Origin of the sequence: Peribacillus sp. NPDC101481, from assembly GCF_044767165.1 — a bacterium.
In the GTDB taxonomy this organism is placed as follows: Bacteria; Bacillota; Bacilli; order Bacillales; family DSM-1321; genus Peribacillus.
On sequence record NZ_JBIWNJ010000004.1, the window covers coordinates 24849 to 42183 of the forward strand.

The 17335-nt window shown below is 40.9% G+C and carries 16 protein-coding genes, 1 riboswitch and 1 other annotated feature; of the genes, 6 read left to right on the top strand and 10 right to left on the bottom strand.

What is annotated here, in order from left to right; translation table 11 throughout:
- Positions 1 to 14 precede the first annotated feature (14 nt).
- From ACIROD_RS21790 to ACIROD_RS21800, 3 genes are all read right to left on the bottom strand, one after another.
- Positions 15 to 623 carry a VanZ family protein gene (locus ACIROD_RS21790; RefSeq protein ID WP_101224788.1) on the bottom strand — a complete coding sequence of 203 codons (609 nt, stop codon included), beginning with the start codon at positions 621 to 623 and terminating at the stop codon, positions 15 to 17.
- Positions 624 to 1356: 733 nt separating this feature from the next.
- On the bottom strand, positions 1357 to 2373 hold the full coding sequence (locus ACIROD_RS21795) for an ABC transporter permease (RefSeq protein ID WP_402944188.1): 1017 nt from the start codon (positions 2371 to 2373) through the stop codon (positions 1357 to 1359).
- Positions 2370 to 3095: an ABC transporter ATP-binding protein gene (locus ACIROD_RS21800; protein WP_402944191.1), complete on the bottom strand. Its 726-nt coding sequence runs from the start codon at positions 3093 to 3095 to the stop codon at positions 2370 to 2372. Before ACIROD_RS21800 ends, ACIROD_RS21795 begins: the two co-directional genes overlap by 4 nt.
- Positions 3096 to 3212: 117 nt before the next feature.
- On the opposite strand from ACIROD_RS21800, the gene ACIROD_RS21805 reads away from it, so the two are divergent.
- Positions 3213 to 3812 (top strand): TetR/AcrR family transcriptional regulator, encoded by a 600-nt coding sequence (locus tag ACIROD_RS21805; RefSeq protein ID WP_402944194.1) that lies wholly within the window; start codon positions 3213 to 3215, stop codon positions 3810 to 3812.
- Between the two features lie 212 nt (positions 3813 to 4024).
- Here ACIROD_RS21805 and ACIROD_RS21810 read toward each other — a convergent pair whose 3' ends face one another.
- Positions 4025 to 4216 (bottom strand): hypothetical protein, encoded by a 192-nt coding sequence (locus ACIROD_RS21810; protein ID WP_076370632.1) that lies wholly within the window; start codon positions 4214 to 4216, stop codon positions 4025 to 4027.
- Positions 4217 to 4547: 331 nt separating this feature from the next.
- A riboswitch (cyclic di-AMP (ydaO/yuaA leader) is annotated at positions 4548 to 4690 on the top strand.
- 152 nt (positions 4691 to 4842) lie between these two features.
- Here ACIROD_RS21810 and ACIROD_RS21815 point away from each other — a divergent pair.
- Together ACIROD_RS21815 and ACIROD_RS21820 are read left to right on the top strand one after the other, a co-directional pair.
- Positions 4843 to 6168 carry a TrkH family potassium uptake protein gene (locus ACIROD_RS21815; RefSeq protein ID WP_402944197.1) on the top strand — a complete coding sequence of 442 codons (1326 nt, stop codon included), beginning with the start codon at positions 4843 to 4845 and terminating at the stop codon, positions 6166 to 6168.
- Positions 6169 to 6191: 23 nt separating this feature from the next.
- The gene (locus ACIROD_RS21820) at positions 6192 to 6848 is read left to right on the top strand and encodes a potassium channel family protein (RefSeq protein WP_101224793.1); all 657 of its coding nucleotides are present in this window, start codon (positions 6192 to 6194) and stop codon (positions 6846 to 6848) included.
- A gap of 141 nt (positions 6849 to 6989) precedes the next feature.
- Here the strand turns inward: ACIROD_RS21820 and ACIROD_RS21825 are convergent, their stop codons facing one another.
- From ACIROD_RS21825 to ACIROD_RS21835, 3 genes are all read right to left on the bottom strand, one after another.
- Positions 6990 to 7823, bottom strand: coding sequence for an STAS domain-containing protein (locus ACIROD_RS21825; protein ID WP_101224794.1), 834 nt, complete (start codon positions 7821 to 7823; stop codon positions 6990 to 6992).
- 362 nt (positions 7824 to 8185) lie between these two features.
- Positions 8186 to 8890 carry a class I SAM-dependent methyltransferase gene (locus tag ACIROD_RS21830; protein ID WP_402944203.1) on the bottom strand — a complete coding sequence of 235 codons (705 nt, stop codon included), beginning with the start codon at positions 8888 to 8890 and terminating at the stop codon, positions 8186 to 8188.
- Positions 8891 to 9268: 378 nt separating this feature from the next.
- On the bottom strand, positions 9269 to 9889 hold the full coding sequence (locus ACIROD_RS21835) for a class I SAM-dependent methyltransferase (protein ID WP_402944206.1): 621 nt from the start codon (positions 9887 to 9889) through the stop codon (positions 9269 to 9271).
- A gap of 271 nt (positions 9890 to 10160) precedes the next feature.
- Between ACIROD_RS21835 and ACIROD_RS21840 the strand changes: the two genes are divergently transcribed.
- Positions 10161 to 10439 (top strand): PadR family transcriptional regulator, encoded by a 279-nt coding sequence (locus tag ACIROD_RS21840; protein ID WP_373459010.1) that lies wholly within the window; start codon positions 10161 to 10163, stop codon positions 10437 to 10439.
- Positions 10440 to 10455: 16 nt separating this feature from the next.
- A complete protein-coding gene (locus ACIROD_RS21845; RefSeq protein ID WP_402944208.1) occupies positions 10456 to 11175 on the top strand; it encodes a pentapeptide repeat-containing protein in 720 nt (239 codons plus the stop codon).
- Positions 11176 to 11405: 230 nt separating this feature from the next.
- Here ACIROD_RS21845 and ACIROD_RS21850 read toward each other — a convergent pair whose 3' ends face one another.
- On the bottom strand, positions 11406 to 12296 hold the full coding sequence (locus tag ACIROD_RS21850) for a PhzF family phenazine biosynthesis protein (protein ID WP_402944211.1): 891 nt from the start codon (positions 12294 to 12296) through the stop codon (positions 11406 to 11408).
- A gap of 147 nt (positions 12297 to 12443) precedes the next feature.
- Positions 12444 to 12665 (top strand) — a binding site (T-box leader).
- Between the two features lie 64 nt (positions 12666 to 12729).
- Here ACIROD_RS21850 and ACIROD_RS21855 point away from each other — a divergent pair.
- Entirely contained in the window at positions 12730 to 13554 is an 825-nt protein-coding gene (locus tag ACIROD_RS21855; protein ID WP_402944214.1) for an ATP-grasp domain-containing protein, read from the top strand.
- A 771-nt stretch (positions 13555 to 14325) separates the two neighbouring features.
- On the opposite strand, the gene ACIROD_RS21860 is transcribed toward ACIROD_RS21855, so the two are convergent.
- Together ACIROD_RS21860 and galE are read right to left on the bottom strand one after the other, a co-directional pair.
- A complete protein-coding gene (locus tag ACIROD_RS21860; protein WP_402944217.1) occupies positions 14326 to 15606 on the bottom strand; it encodes a M20 family metallopeptidase in 1281 nt (426 codons plus the stop codon).
- Positions 15607 to 16310: 704 nt separating this feature from the next.
- Positions 16311 to 17282: a UDP-glucose 4-epimerase GalE gene (galE, locus tag ACIROD_RS21865; RefSeq protein WP_402944220.1), complete on the bottom strand. Its 972-nt coding sequence runs from the start codon at positions 17280 to 17282 to the stop codon at positions 16311 to 16313.
- Between the last annotated feature and the right edge of the window lie 53 nt (positions 17283 to 17335).

Here is a 17335-nt window from a genome sequence, read left to right on the forward strand (position 1 = left end):
AATTGCATTGCCTCTCATGCTTTTACTTTTCCAGAACGGAGCACTACGACTTTCTTGAACAAAGGATGCAGAATGTACCCCAGGTAAACACCAATCATATTCAGGATCAGGTCATCGACATCCAAACTTCCGCGCCGAAAAACAAACTGACAGATTTCGATGACTGAAATCGAAAGTAATGGATATAGAAATTTCCTTTTAGCTGAGGGCTCTTTCCCTTCCCTTGACAACAAATACAGGCCGAATGGAATGAACAGCCCTACATTAGCGCTAAGGTTATAAAATGACACAAGCCAGTTCATTTCGTTCGATAAATATGAAAGAATCGTAGAAAAAGGAATCAAATTATACGAATATACCTGCCCTTCCGGCCGAAAGAACAGCAAAACCAATAATGATAAACTGTAACTAAACAATGCTGACTGCCATAAAGAGCGCGGAATTCTGACCGTTTCACCTCGAAAATAAAGAACCGCAAACGAAACGAAAAGAAGTATACAACACCAGACAACCATGATTACCAAAGGATTCAAATATAATAGAAGCTGAAGAAAAAAAGGTAAACCGCACAAAAACATTGCTTGCGACAGCAAAAGGGAAAGCATGACCGATTTTAGAGACATATAACTCCCCCTTTCTATTTCTTTCCAAATCAATTCATATCCTTATATCCTAGGACAACTTTAACAGCCCGTCAACAAACTACTTCAAAGGGAAGCTTTTTAGAATGAATCAACCTATCGGAAGGATATTTCGTCCTTCATCCCCGATAATTCATTCGATGTGTGGGTTTATTCGACCTACATCCGGATAATCCGACCGATGTGTGGGTTTATTCGACCTACATCCGGATAATCCGACCGATGTGTGGGTTTATTCGACCTACATCCGGATAATTCGACCGATGTGTGGGTTTATTCGACCTACATCCGGATAACTCGACCGATGTGTGGGTTTATTCGACCTACACCCGGATAATTCGACCGATGTGTGGGTTTATTCGACCTACACCCGGATAATCCGACCGATGTGCGGGTTTATTCGACCTTACTCCGGATAATTCGACCGATGTGCGGGTTTGTTCGACCTACACCCGGATAATTCGACCGATGTGTCGGTTTATTCGACCTACACCCGAATAACTCGACCGATGTACGGATTTATTCGACCTACATCCGGATAATTCGACCGATGTGCGGGTTTATTCGACCTTACTCGGATAATTCGACTGTTGTGTGGAATAATTCGATCTTCTTCCAAAAAACAAAAAGCCGGCCCCTCACGATCCAGGAATCCGGCTTTGTTTTACGTTATTCAGATGTAATCATATTAGCAAGGATTGGTATTTAATCCTCATTATAGTGCTCGGTATTTTTTTAAACTAATGATATTGATGGTGATAAAGACGACGGCAAAGGCCAGGAGAATGAGCAGATCCAGTGAAATCTCATTGAACGTGAAGCCTTTGTACATAATGCCGTTCATGGCATCCGATGCGTAATAGAGAGGCATGATCTTGCCGATTTTTTGGAGCCAGTCTGACATGCCATCCAATGGGAAAATCCCTGTAAAGAAGACTTGAGGCACGATGACCAGCGGAATGAATTGTACCATTTGGAATTCAGATGTCGCGAAACTCGATAGCAATGTACCAAGCGATAATGCAACGAGCGCGACCAGTATATTCGTCAATAAAACGAGCCAAATGGAGCCAACAAGGACGATATCCAATACATTGACAGCATATAGTACGACAATTATGGTTTGAATTAGAGCAAATAAGCCATATCCGATCACATAGCCCGCTACGATTTCGTATCTTTTAATCGGGGTGGCAAGCAGCCGTTCCAAAGTACCACTTGTACGCTCCTTCAAAAGCGCAATCCCCGCTATTAAAAATACAAAGAAGAAAACGAAAAAGCTGACGAGCATCGGACTGAAGGTATCAAAACCCTTTGTGTTGGCATCTCCGTAAACATATTTCTCCTCAATTGAAGTAGTGTTTTTTTCATTCCCTTGCAAGCCTTGCATCATTTGCATTTGAACGGCTTTTGCCCGGGTCGGTTCGTCGTTCAAAAGTGTGAGTTTCATTTTCCCATTTTCAACATGCAGCCAGCCATCCGCATTCTTTTCAATCATCTTTTCCTGTGAGAATTCCTCAGCAGCCGACACTTGAAAATCCGCTTTTTTCAATGCTTTAACGATCGTTTCATCACTGCCTGTAACAACGATTTTCAAATCACTTGCTTCTGTATCGAAAATAAAATACATGAGCGTTAAAATGAGCAAAGGAGCTAGGAAGAATAAAGCAAGCGTCCTTCGATCCCGGCGCATCTGCTGAGTAATTCGAGTAACAAGAGAGGCAATTCTCATTTTAAGCCGCCTCCAATCCTTAAAAAAACATCATCAAGCGTTTCCACGGCAAATTGTGTTTTTAAAGCAGCAGGGGTTCCTGCCGCGATGATTTCACCTTCACGCAGCATCGCCAGTTTATCGCATCGTTCCGCTTCATCCATCACATGCGTCGTGATGATGATCGTCTTATCATCTTCATTTCTTAAACGCTCAAGTTCCTCCCAAATCGATTGTTTCAGCAAAGGGTCTATTCCTACTGTCGGTTCATCCAAAATGAGAATCTCCGGATTTTGGATGAGTGCAACCGCCAGTGACAGACGGCGTTTCATTCCCCCGGAATAATGCGCAACCCGAACGCTCAAATCATTAGTCAGCTGTACGATTTCAGCTGCATATTGAATGCGTTCCCTTCGTTCCTTTTTCGAAAAACGGTATAGTTTCGCAAAAAATTCGAGATTTTCAGCTCCCGTCAGTTCTGTATATAAAGCATCGGACTGTGCCATATAGCCGACATCCATTAACAGTGCTTCATTTGGCACTTCATGATCCAGAACCGTGACTTTACCCGCATCAGGCTTAATCAATCCGACAATCATTTTAATCAAGGTGGTCTTTCCGCATCCGGATGGACCTAATAAGCCAAAAATTCCGTTTTTTTCAATATTCAGGCTTAATGGCTGAATGACCTTTTTCTGATGAAAACCCTTAGCAATCCCTTCAATGGAAATCGCATTTTTCATGCACACACATCCTCCCTCTTTAATTAACACGGTGTTGAGTGTATCATCATTCTAAGGTAGCATTCGTTCTAATACAATCAACACATTTGGAAAAATGTTTAGTGAAGGAGACATTCCATGGCATCGATTCATGAGGATATGGTACAAAAGACGAAAAAGCAGATACAACATCATTTTATTGCACTCGTTGAAGCAGAGGGGTTCTCACATGTATCAGTGAAGAAAATTGCAGAGCGTGCCAACATTAATCGGGGCACATTCTATTTGCATTACACAGATAAATATGAATTGATGGATCACTTACAGCAGGAATTGTTACATGAACTTCAAACACGCATTACTGCCATTTTGCCGAAAGAGGCTTTTTTGGCTCTTCATCAACAGCAACTTTACCCGCCTTTCATAGAGATTTTTCAATTCATCAGTGAACATGCTCACGCATTAAGGGCCATTCTAGGTGATCAGGGCGACCCTTCTTTTGCGAAAAAAATAAAACGGGTTTTCGGTGAAGTACTGTTGGAGCGTTTGATCAGCCTGCATCCAGCAGCTAAAGATGAAGCATTCCGCATGTATATGCACGCCTTCCTGACATCGGCGATTTTAGGGGTGATTACTGAGTGGCTAGAGAACTGTGAAAAACAAACGGCGGAAGAAATGGCGAAAATCCATTTTCAAATCTTGAACTTCATCAGCCAATTGCGCACATTCATCCAATGAACGATTCATTAAAGGCAGGTTCCATCAACATGCCTTTAAATCGGATTACATTTTTTCCTTCGCTTTTGCCTCTAAATAACCAACGCAAAAAAACTCATTATAATAAATGAGTTTCAAAGCAAAACAAGATATGGATTTTTCGCTCAGCATTCCGGATAGAACACAGGGAATAAATAATTGAATACCGCTAATGAATGTTGGATGCAGTTGATTTACCTTAGGGAAAACAATTTTAAGAACGGATTCTTTTTCTTATCCGTTATCCTTAACTCATCCATAATGATTTGATCCTCATGATCGGCTATCCATTTCCTTAGTGCATCTTTATCCTGGCATTGTGTTAAATATGTCTGGCCACCCTTGCCTGTAGCATTAATAACATATCTATTGAACGTCTTCTCCATAATTGCCCGCCTTTTTAATAAAATGTCTTGAATCTTTAAATACAAATGCAATGCTTTTTTCTTTATCATTTACAAAAGAAACATAAAATATATGTTAGAAAATTTTGATTGGCATCGCATGTTCTGCTTGAAATTATTGAATAAAGTACATCGATGCCGGTTATCATAATTGGATTAATCGAACCTATCATAATGTGCTAACTAATATTTGTCAATACGTTTTCTAAATGTAAATAAAACGTAAATTTTCAGTTTTGTTAAAGAAATATTTTTTTACGATTTAGGGGTTTACAACTGCTAAATGATGGGAGTAGAATACGTTTATCAATTTAATGCATTTCGGCCAAAACTCATGGAAATTGAGTACGGAGGACCCAATCATTTGGGGTTAATTCTGCCTTGCAGAAGGGATGAGATCAGCTCTTTCGCCATCCTACCCGTCAGCTAACTTCGTCGGCTAAAGCGAAGGAGGTCATAAGACCGCCTATTTCGGGAGCTTTTTTTGCACGCTTTTTGTGGCAATACAGCTATTCGATGTTTTCGCAGGTCTTTTTATTATGCCTTTAAAAAGATTCGAAAAGCAGATTGATGATTAAAAGTCATACAGTAGGGATGATCATTTGAGAATGACAAAATTGGATCCGCCAAAAATACTTGTACTTGGCTTTGCCATCCTGATACTTATCGGGGCCTATTTATTGACCCTGCCGATTTCCACAGAAAATGGCCATGGTCTTTCTTTTCTGGATGCTTTATTCACCTCGACTTCCGCTACATGTGTAACAGGACTGGTCGTTGTGGATACGGGATCGACCTTCACCACTTTTGGTGAGTTGGTCATCTTAACACTGATTCAGGTAGGCGGCTTAGGGTTCATGACATTTGCGACGTTTATCTTTTTCCTTTTAGGCAAAAAGATTTCTTTAAAAGGCAGGTTAGTTCTGCAGGAGTCGTTAAATAATCTATCCATGGCGGGTGTAGTCAGATTAGTGAAACGGCTTTTAATTTTCACGGCCATCATTGAAGGCATGGGTGCACTTATCTTATCGATTCGCTTTTCTTTTGACATGCCAATCGTTAAAGCGGTCTATTACGGGGTTTTTCATTCCATCTCGAATTTCAATAATGCCGGCTTCGATTTAATGGGGGAATTCAGGAGTTTGACCCCATATGTATCGGATCCATTCGTAACCCTTACCGTCGCCTTCCTCATCACGTTTGGAGGAATAGGTTTTATCGTAATGAATGAACTATATGAATATCGGAATACCCATCGTTTATCAGTACATACGAAGATCGTTCTAGCGACTAGCTTAACCCTTACGATTGCCGGAGCAATTTTAATCTTTCTATTCGAGTTCGGCAATGCCAAGACATTGCAGCCTTTATCTTTCATGGGTAAAACGCTGTCATCATTATTTCAATCGGTATCACCAAGGACGGCAGGCTCCAATACGCTGAATATCCCTGATTTAACTCAACCAACATTACTGCTCATCATTTTTCTGATGTTCGTCGGGGCATCACCCGGATCGACTGGCGGCGGGATTAAAACGACTACATTGGCGACGCTTGTCGGTACCGTTTGGTCACAGATTAAAGGAAAGGGTGATGTGGTATTATTCCGTCACCGCATTGTGAATGAAACGATTTTTAAAGCATTATCCGTTACATTCATTGGCGTATTCATGGTTTCACTCATCTCCATTCTGCTGACCATCACTGAAAGCGGAACTGACTTTTTGATGATTTTGTTCGAAGCCACTTCAGCTTTCGCCACCGTGGGACTTTCAATGGGTTTGACCCCGGAATTATCACCGGTCGGCCGGATGCTCATCATTTTCACGATGTTTGCAGGACGTGTTGGTCCTTTGACTTTTGCCTTTGCTATCGCCATGAGGCGCAAGCCAGATCCATTCCGACGTCCAAAAGGGAAAATCATGATTGGTTAATAATGAATGAAGGAGCGTAAAAGATGGGAAAACGACAATACGCCGTGATAGGTTTAGGCAGATTTGGAACCAGTGTGGCCCATAGATTATATACGGCAGGCCAAGAGGTTTTGGGTATTGATGTGAACGAGGAAAGAGTCGAGAATGCGGAACTGAACGTTACCCATGCAGTCATGGCGGATACGACCGAAGAAGAGACATTGAAAGCAATCGGAATCCGTAATTTCGATTGTGTCATCGTAGCCATCGGAAATGACATGCAATCGAGCATTTTAACTACCTTGCTTTTAAAAGAGCTTGGGGTCAAAAAGGTCATTGCCAAAGCACTTAATAAAAATCACGGTCAGGTGCTTACTAAGATTGGTGCCGACTGGGTGATCTATCCTGAGAGGGATATGGGGGAACGGGTCGCGAATCAGCTTCTTTCCCCTAACATGCTGAACTATATAGAGCTCTCCAAAGAATACAATATCGAGGAAATCATCCTCCCCATGAGCATGAAGGGAAAAAGCCTCAGGGAGCTTGATTTACGGGCAAAATATAATATCAGCGTCATTGCCATCGTGAGTAATGGGGAAATTATCATAGCACCCTCACCGGATCAGGATATCCATGAAAAAGATATGCTTTTAGTGGTTGGCAATAAAGAAGATCTAGCCTACTTCGCCAATATTGAATAACTGGCAGGTGCCAGCTCTTTCTTCATTGAGCCCGATACCTTATTTTTGAATGCAAGCATTATACATACGAGAAGATCACCATATGGAGGTCTTCTCGATGAAATTTATAACGAGTATTCCCATGCCCTGGATATGTATGTATTATTTTATCGTACTGATCGCTTGGGCAAGAGTGGACTTTATCGTCACTTTATCAAAAGGCAGTTGAAGCTTAACGGCAGTCATGGCTATTTCCGGCCGAAGTCCTGAAAGGGTTGTTTGAATTCCGATCAAATGTAAGGATTCAATCAATTGTGACAGCTGGTGGGCGGATGCACTATCAATTGCATGAACGCCCGAGAGGTCAATGAAAAGCCTGGTGACATTTTTTTCAGCGCACTTTTGTAAGGTGTTTTCAAGTAAGGACATGCCCCTCGCCGTATCAATATCGCCTATCAGGGGAAGTAACGCCGTATTATCTTTAAGCGAAATGATGGGAGTGCTCAATTCATCGATCGTTGCCTGTTGGGCTTTCATGATTTTATTGGCATACCTATGATTCGCTTCCGTAAACTTCTCCATCACTTCGCTGAACACCTTCACCACTATCCGATACCAGGAATTTATTTCCGCCTGCGTATAGTTTTCTCCATGCAATCCCACAAACCGGTCAATATAATCCAGGTATTGCTCTTGCGTTCGAGAAAACTCCCTCAATATAAAATAGATGGGTGTGTTTAAATGCTGCTCATCCTGACCGATATCTTCAATCCACTCACCAAGCTGCTCAAAGAATTCCCTCTCCTCTGTATCAAAGACCTGAAAGAAACGTAAATGGAATTCATTATTTTGCTGCTTAAGTTTTTTAATCACATTGGGATCTGGTGAGCTGTAAACCCCCGCCTTATCGTTTTTATTCAATGTTGCGTACCATTCCTCAGTCAATTGTGCTGCCACACCCAATAAAAAGGAATATAATTCTTTATTTCTGTGCATAAACTCCTCCTATTTAGTTTTTTATAAAAAGCAGTCGATAAATCTAACGCTGAAATCAGCATTGTCAGGGTATTGAAAAATTATCAACAAAGTAAGCATCGAAGAAAACCTCTTCCATACTTAAAAATTCTTATGATTTAAAAACCCAATGGCCCCTCTTTCCATATACCTTCCCAGCTGTTTTTGAAACCATACAACCACTGTTTTTCAAAAAAATTCAGTAAAACCTTCATCTACTATTCTGGTTCCCCCATTGTAATAGTTTTCCATTTTTAAATATCGTTAACAAATTACCCCTTTTCTTATAACAAAAAAGGACCTGATTCCAGATCCTCCGTTTAAACCCCATTTTGACTTTAGAATTACTTTTTCATAAATAAGGCCGTCCATAAACCTTGAACCCCAAAGGTTTGCTCCGATTTTTCCATTTTCCTCATCTTCCGTATTTCCACCACTTCAAAATCCTTGAAGATCTTTCTGAGTTTTTCTTCCGTAAAACCTAATCCGCCTTTAAGGCTTCTTTGCCTATATACTTCCCAATCTGAAATATCGGCACCACCCAATATGCCGCCCTCGACAAAACAGGTAATCGAATACAATCCCTTAGGCCTTAACGCCTTTTTCACCGTGTCCAAATAATTGATCCTTCTATGTGGAGCAATATGGTGAAAACAACCTGAATCAAAGACGAAGTCATATTGCCCTTCCTCAATGTCCAAATCAAATATATTCCTTTGAATGAAGTTCACATGGACATTTTTATCTGACGCTCGTTCTTTTCCCCATTCAAGGGCTTCCTTCGAAAGGTCCACCGCATCAACGGTAAAGCCCTTTTGAGCAAGGTAAATGGCATTTCTTCCAGGTCCGCATCCAAGCTCAAGAACCTTTCCCGGCCGGATTAACCCACCATCAAAATATGTAACCAAATTTTCATCAGGGAGATTTCCGAAAAAGGGTACCCCTTTTGAGCGGTCTTCATAAAAACCATTCCAGAATCCAGTTGGCTCACGCAATAACGAGTCGAGCATATTCAATAGATCTTCATGGGTTGTTATTGTCTCGGACAAAACCATCACCTCTTCCCATTGTATTCCACCATTTAATTATACTGATTTCGGCCAGTGCCTATGTAACAGCTTCATCAAAAATGCGTGACAAAGGACGTTCAAACACTATTGGACACTGTTGTTTATATGATGGTCACTGAATTTAAAGGTATCGAAGATGTGTTCAAAATATGTTCTTATAGTATGATACATTCTCACTTAATAACCCGATGTTCGGCTCATTATCCATGTTAGAAAGGACATGGTTTTTATATAAGCATGTCAAATATAATTCAGTAAATCAGATTTAGCTTCCAAACAACAAAACTCAGCTCTATGATGTATCCAGATTTCTTAGAATCCGACTCCCAATCCACTTCTGAAACATCTCTCCGCTTGTCACATCCGTTTACTGATGATTATCTTTCTATACATTCCATTCAGCATGATCGGTCGATCTTCTTCAATTTTCATATTCTTAACATGCCTACTGAACAAGTCTTCAAACCTCAAGCCAATATCCGTTCCTAAAAATCGAATGATGGGCCTCAGAAGCTTTTTGGGTAGTGAAAGCACTTCATCTTTAGAAATAAACTTATCGAATAGCATTATTTTCCCCTCGCCTTTTAAAACCCTGATCATTTCCCGAAGGCATTCATTGGCATCAGGTACAACCGAAAGAACCAAACTTCCCACTATATAGTCAAACGATTCATTATCGAATTCCATATGCTGTGCATCCATCTCGAGGAAATTGATCGATGCATCACCAAATTTCCCCTTCGCTTTTTTTAGCATATCGGCTGACAGATCTATCGCCGTTATCTCAAGGTCAAGGTTCTTGATCAGCTCCAAATCGGCCCCCGTACCTACGCCCACAAACAGAACCTTTGCATTTTCATGAAAATGCATCTCTTCAAACATTCTTTTCCTGGCATCTAAAAAGAGATGAGAGTTAAAGATTTTGTCATAAATTGGCGACCAAAATTTATAAATCACTTTATTCCACGAATTATTCAACATCCCCACCCCCTTACATACTACTTCCATGAAGCATGATAAATCCCTTCCAAGCGCATATTATCTCAAGAAAATTAGTAAAAAAGTTTGCGACGCAGTGATTCACGAAAACGGGCATGTTACTTTTCATAAACCCTCCAAACCTGCATAATCCATAGTAACCAAATTACCTTGACTGTCATAGTAATACACTATAAGATATACCAAAGGAGGTGAGGATTTGGTTCAACGACAACTATCCTCTGACTTGCTTCGCGGACATGTAGATACGATGATTCTAAAACTCCTGCAAAGTGGCGATAAATATGGTTATGAAATAAGCAAACTGATATATACGAATTCCAATGAGCAATATGAAATTAAGGAAGCGACGATGTATTCCAGCCTAAAAAGGCTGGAGAAGGACGGATGCATCATCTCTTATTGGGGAGATGCCACACAAGGCGGAAGAAGGAAATATTACAAAATCACCCCGATCGGGGAAGACACATATACCCAAAATAAAAATGACTGGGAGCAGGCCAAGCGAATACTTGAGCGCCTCCTCTAAGAAAGGAAGATGAAATGTGATTGATAAACTGAATGCACATGTTCATAGCATTTTTGCCCCGTACAAAAGTGCAAAAACTGCAAAGGAATTGGAAGAAGAACTGCTGCAAAACTTACTGGAAAAGTACAATGACCATAGAAGGAATGGTGCCAGTGAGCAGGAAGCGTATAAGCTGACTGTGGATTCGATTGGGGAAGTATCAGAGCTCATGGATTCACTCAACCTACAATACAATGTGCTTGAGCAGGCGATAAACATGGACTATTCCAGGCATCGCCTATTGGATTCCGACTTCCGCTCGGTTTCTGTGCATGATGGCAAGTTTAATTCCTGCGATTTAAGCCGTTCTGACTTCAGCCATTCCGACCTGACGAACAGCACATTTAAAAACAGTAACTTAGATCATTGCATCTTTGAAAACGCCAATTTAACTGGCACCTTATTTAAAAGTGCAAATTTAAAAGGCGTAACTTTCAAGAACAGCATTTATAATAAAACCCATTTTAAAAGCTGTAATTTATCTGGTCTTATATTTGATGGGGAAACTTTCAAACAAACCATTTTCGAAGGCTCTTCATTGAGAAAGGCATCATTCCGCGATACCACCCTCATCAATGTTCAATTTCGGATGTCCGATTTAAAGAAAATCGACTTTACTGGAGCTTCGATGGATAAACTCACTTACAACTTTTTACATGGAGCAAAGGTTGATCTTAGCGGCGTGACCATCATCTAAGGAAGAATTTCCAATGACTTTACCGATAGCGATTGTCGTATCCACCTCAATCATTTGCGTGACCGTGTTTCTGACTGCAGTCGCTTTTTAAAAGGAATGAGCATGGGAGAATGATTCATCAAGAACCCTGTGCTAAGACATGAAACGTCTTAGCACAGGGTTCTTACGTGTTCACTATACCTTTTCGGGTATGCTAATCATTCAACCGCCCATCGCCTTCTGCATGAACCTTAGACTTCCACTTCAAGTTCTTTAACATAGACAGCATTCCCGGTGATTTCAACATCGTATGTGCCACCGTTTTTGGTAGCTGTAACGCGAACCCTGCCATCCTTTCCGATTTCATGACCCTGTTCGATTAACAGATGCACCTCATCTTCAAGATCATCCTTTATGTATTTTGCATAATAAGCGCCCATTACACCTGAAGCCGTTCCTGTAACCGGGTCTTCAACCGTACCTGAAAATGGCGAGGAAAAATGCCGGGCATGCATATGGGCATCACTATCGTACGTTTCCATGCAAAAGGGATGAACGGAAGCTCTTGGCATTTCCTTTAATATTTGCGGAAACAGGCTATTGTTCGCCTTCATCCTTATAAATGAATTTCTTTCTTTTACTGGTACCAGTAAAGTCCATAAACCTGTACTTCCATAAACAATAGGCAATTCACTTTCCAGATCTTCTATATCAAGGCCGAGGGAACTGGCTAATCGACCTTTATCTCCATTAAACGCTTCAAACTGCGGCGCTGCCTGCTTCATCGTAATATATATATCAGGACCCACCGTCGTATGGATCTTGATTGGCAATATACCCGCTCCTGTTTCAATCATCAGCTCATCTTTATTCAATAATCCCCTGGTCTTCAGTGCATGGATGGTAGCCATTGTCGCGTGTCCGCATAGATTCATTTCGTGTCCCGGTGTAAAATAACGGATTCTAAGATCGGCAATATCGGACTCCATCGGAAAAGAGGTTTCATTGAACCCCACCTTCACCGCTATATCCTGCATTTCCTTTTCGGTCAGTCCATCCGCATCTAAAACCACACCTGCCGGATTTCCTTTATTCGGTTTACTGCTGAACGCATCGTAATGAAAAACCCTTACCGTTTTCAAATCTAACATCTCCTATTAAATGAATGGTGCTTCTCTTGAATAGTAATTCTATATCTCTATTCATATCCCTTTTTCGTCCTATAGTAAGTGAAACAACCATTGATTTTATTTTCTGAATATTATACAATTACTCAAATTCATCAAATGTAAAATTCCATGAAGGGAAGGAGTACGTTATCGTTCTGTTCCAAAGAGAGCTGGTGCTTTGCTGAAAGCCAGTGTCCAGAATCTGACCGAAGATCATCCCCGAGAAGTAAAGCCGAAGCTTCAGTAAGCTTTACCGGTTTCCCCCGTTAAATGGGACAACGCATTAATGTGCGTTTGTTATTAAACAAGAGTGGTGCCGCGAGTTCAAATCTCGTCTCTTAAAGAGACGGGATTTTTTGTTTTTAACCTAATCAATGAAAATAACGGGAAAGCAGGTGCAGGATTCATGCAGAAACTATTATTCGTAACGGATTTATACTATGAAGCAAAAGGAAGAAATTATTATGAGGAGGATTTGTACCTTACCTCGAAGCTTAGAGAAGATTTTCAGTTAGTACTTTGCCATCCTGAAGACATTGAAACGTTTGAAAAGGATTTTGACTTGATCGTCTTTCGAAATGCCGGTCCAGTAGCCAATTTTAAAGATAAGTATCTAGCATTCCGTAATAGAGTGGCTGCTGGTTATTTGAAAACGTACAATTCATTTGTTGGAAAGGCTGATATGAACGGGAAGGAATACTTAATTGAACTGACGAATGCCCAATTCCCTGTCATTCCGACCATCGATTCACTTGAATCTTTAAATAAACTTCCCAATGTGGAAACGTATATAGTGAAGCCGAAAGATGGCGCGGATTCCATTGGTTTGGAATTTGCCATGAAAGAAGAATTGGGAGATAAAATGGATGCAGAATCAAAAAACACATTGGTACAGCCATTTATCAACTTTGAGTATGAAGTCTCTTTTTATTTTATCGATAAGGAATTTCAGTATGCCCTTTATGCCCCTGATAAAGAGAAAAGGTGGGAATTAAAAGAATATGCACCTACTGAAGCAGACCTGGCCTTTGCTAAACGATTTATAGAATGGAACAATCTTGATTGGGGAATCCAACGCGTTGATGCCTGCCGGAATGAGCAAGGTGAACTTTTATTAGTAGAACTGGAGGATTTAAACCCCTATCTGTCCCTGCTGGAATTAACGAATGAAACACGTCAGAATTTTGTAGAAGCCATGAAAAAATCAATCCAAAAAGCTCTGCAGGCTTAGTATAAAGTGCGAGGTAGGTCGAATAACTGCGTCAACGGCGGAAAAAAGTTAGAAGAAAAAATATTGGAAATAGACAGAAGACAAAGAAGAAAATAAAAAGTGGTGGAAGTTTTAGGATTAAACTTTCACCACTTTATTTATGGACAAATAAGAATCTCACTTGCAAGCTCCGATTTTATGAATCGCAGGCGAGGTTTGCGATATCTCTTCTTTTTAGCCGTCATTTTGAAAAACGACTCCTTTTTCATTTATATTTTTTGCCGTTTACTGGTTGCGAATATTTTATTAAATATTGTGTGACTTATTATATAAACCGGTATGATTAACAAATATATATAAACATTATGTGGCATATATTCAGTAAAATAGCGAATGAATATGATTAACCATATAATTAATACTAAATACTTTAATACAACTTTCATTTAACTATCTCCTTTTAGGAATTCGGTTAGTATATCTTATCGTCTAGAGGAAAATCGAGAAAAAAGGAATTCCCACTTTTCCCAAAAAGAAAAAAGCCTGAAGCGGTTTTTCTGCTCCAGGCTTTTTTTTTATCTTTTGGTCTTCATGTAAATTTGAAACAAAGTTTGATCAAAACACGCTATTAATATATTTAGTTTAGCATTGAACTAAAGAATTAATACCAACGAGTATATAAATATTCCCACCAATAACCACCACCATATACACCTTTAAAGAGAACCTTAACAGTAGCACGTGCAGTATACCCTGCATCATTAACCTGCAAAAAGTTTAGTGAAAATAGATTTAAAATGACCTAAGATATTTGACTGCCGTCTCAGCATATATCTCGGCAGATTCTACTAAGTTCTCCACTGAAACCCGCTCATCGTACCCATGGATAGTGTGTTCCAGCCCAGGACCGTAAAGGACGGTATCAATGCCATGGCGCCGGAAATGACTGGCATCACTTGAACCAAGCAAAAGTACGCTGAAGACGGGTTCCCCCATTCCAAGGACACTCTGGATTCCCAGTTCTATGGCCCTGACAATTGGACGATTCTCTAAGGTCCAGTTCGGGTTAGTACAGGGTACCATTGGCTCTACAACCGCACCTGGCGCTACAGCACTAACAAGATTCCTAGCGACATCAAGTACAAACTCGGGCTTCATACCGAACGGAACCCGGGTATCCACTTTAATGATACACTTGTCTGCGACGACGTTCACATTTGTTCCGCCCTGAATTATACCTGGATTGTAAGAGGGACGATAAAGTAACTGTGACAGTAAGGGATTTCCTAGACGCTGAGATAGGAGCCACTCAGTATTGTACAAAAGTTGACAAGGCTCTACCGGAGGCGTTGCCTTGAGCTCCCATAGCTTGGTTAGTGCATCGACCGCGGCTGCCCCTCTTCGTACGGCGGAGATTCCATAAAGCGGTTGTAGGCTGCCATGATCTGTCTGACCTGGTATGATCACCTGCATCCATGCCTTGCCCTTTTCACCGGCATTCGGATGGTGGGGGTCCGTTGGTTCACCAATCAGACAAGCATCACCCTTAATCAATCCTTGATCCAGGAGCGAGGCCACCTCAATGCCGCCAGTCTCTTCATCCGGAGAGGCAATAACTCCTAGGCTACCTTTCAAATTAAGAGTGGGGGCGAACTCCTGAAGTAGTCCAGCCACAAAAATCAGTGATGCCAAGCCTCCTTTCATATCGGAGGCTCCCCTACCCAAAAGCATACCTGCTCTGACTTCTCCTGAGAATGGATCGAAGGTCCAATCTGAACAATCGCCTGCAGGTACGACATCTGTATGTCCACAAAATAGGAGCCGTGGACCGGGTACCCTGGTTAAGGGAGCATCACAGACCACGGTAACCAGTGCATTTTCGCTACGGCGGTGCTCGGTAATCAAGAACCCTTTTGCTGCTAGGTATCGGCTAATATGGCGTCCCATTTCTGCTGACTGCTTCATAAACTCGGGCGATGGATTTTCAGTTGGAATTCGAATAAATGAAGCAGCAAGTTCGACTAATTCCTGTTGCCTTGACCTTATCAGCTGCCGGATTATTCTGGTACTCATATAAATACATCCCCTCCATGTCCAGTATTAGCTGCAGTATTTCTATACTATTCTATGTGCTGTTCCTAGATCATATTTCTGGGGTTCAAAGTGGGGAAACATTTGATACATGTTATTTAAAGTCGCGTTCAATGCTATAGTTAAACTGAATGAGCCAAAGATATATAGGGGTAGCGTCCGGAAAATGTGCTTAACGTTGTAAATCCGCATTTTCCTGACGCTACCCTTATATAGTAAATATAAGATTATGTAGTGGTAATGCCTAACCCCCGTTATCTTAACAACAATTCTTTCAACTATTTAGCTAATTATGCTTGACTGGTTTTAGGGTTTTTGACTTGCTGAGGTGAAGCATTGAAACGGCTGGAAGGCAGTCTTATCCCCTATGCTCAGGAACCTTCTACCCGAAGGCGCTACTGTAAGTTTTAGAGGTTGCATCAAGCAACCGTCAAGCAGGCTCGATGGACAAGCTATCCCCCCTAAAAACATTTGTGAGCTTACAAAGTTATATAGATATAGATATTAATACTAATGCTAAACTTGTCTGTTTAATAACGATAATTAATTAAACAAACATAGAATCAAAAAGGGCGCGGATTTCTGAAATTAGCTGCAACATTCTTTACATAAAAAAACTGCAGGCAAACTCGCTTTTCTTCGAGTTTGCCTACAGTCTGAAACGACTTACGCGTCCCAAGGAACCATTAATTCATTTGAGATTTATGCCATTTCCACGCACTTTCAATAATTTCTTCCAAATCTATCGATGCTTTCCATCCAAGCTCTTCATATATCTTATTTGCCGAAGCAACCAGACGGGCTGGATCTCCAGGGCGACGTTCTGCATACTCTATGGTCGGTTTTACTCCTGTGACCTTTTCACAAGTGTCGATTACATCCTTAACCGAAAATCCTTTTCCATTCCCAAGATTGTAGGTGGCCGTATCCTTCTTCCTGAATAATAGGGCTTGAAGGGCGATTATATGAGCTTGAGCTAAATCCGTTACATGGATATAGTCACGAATGCAAGTGCCATCTTCTGTGTCATAGTCCGTTCCAAACACGGAAATCTTCTCACGTTGACCTAATAAATGCTGTAAAATAATAGGAATCAGGTGTGTTTCCGGATCATGACTTTCACCGATTTCTGCCGACGCATGTGCTCCAGCCGCATTAAAGTAACGCAAGACGACATAATGAAGTCCATATGCATTTGCAAAGTCCCCTAAGATCTGCTCTACCATCAATTTCGAGCGGCCATATGGATTAATCGGATTGGTTGGCTGATCTTCATCTATCATATCAACATTTGGTATCCCGTACGTAGCTGCCGTTGATGAGAAAATGAAATTCTTAACATCATGCTTGAGCATGGTATTCAATAATGTAAGAGTTGCACCTACATTATTATCATAGTATTTATAAGGATCTTGAACAGACTCCCCAACCAAGCTATTAGCGGCAAAGTGCATAACAGCTTTAATGGGATACTTAAGGAATATTTCATTCAAAACTTCCTCGTCCCCTAAATTCCCTTCCACCAAGATGGCCTTCGAATCAACCAGCGAACGAAAACCGGTTGAGAGATTATCCAGAATGACTACCTCTTCAGTATTCACTAACTCTTTTACAAGATGACTTCCAATATATCCTGCACCGCCAACGACCAAAATCATATAGAATTTCTCCTTTTACTGTAAGCTTAAATGAATCATTGCCAAATCTCGCA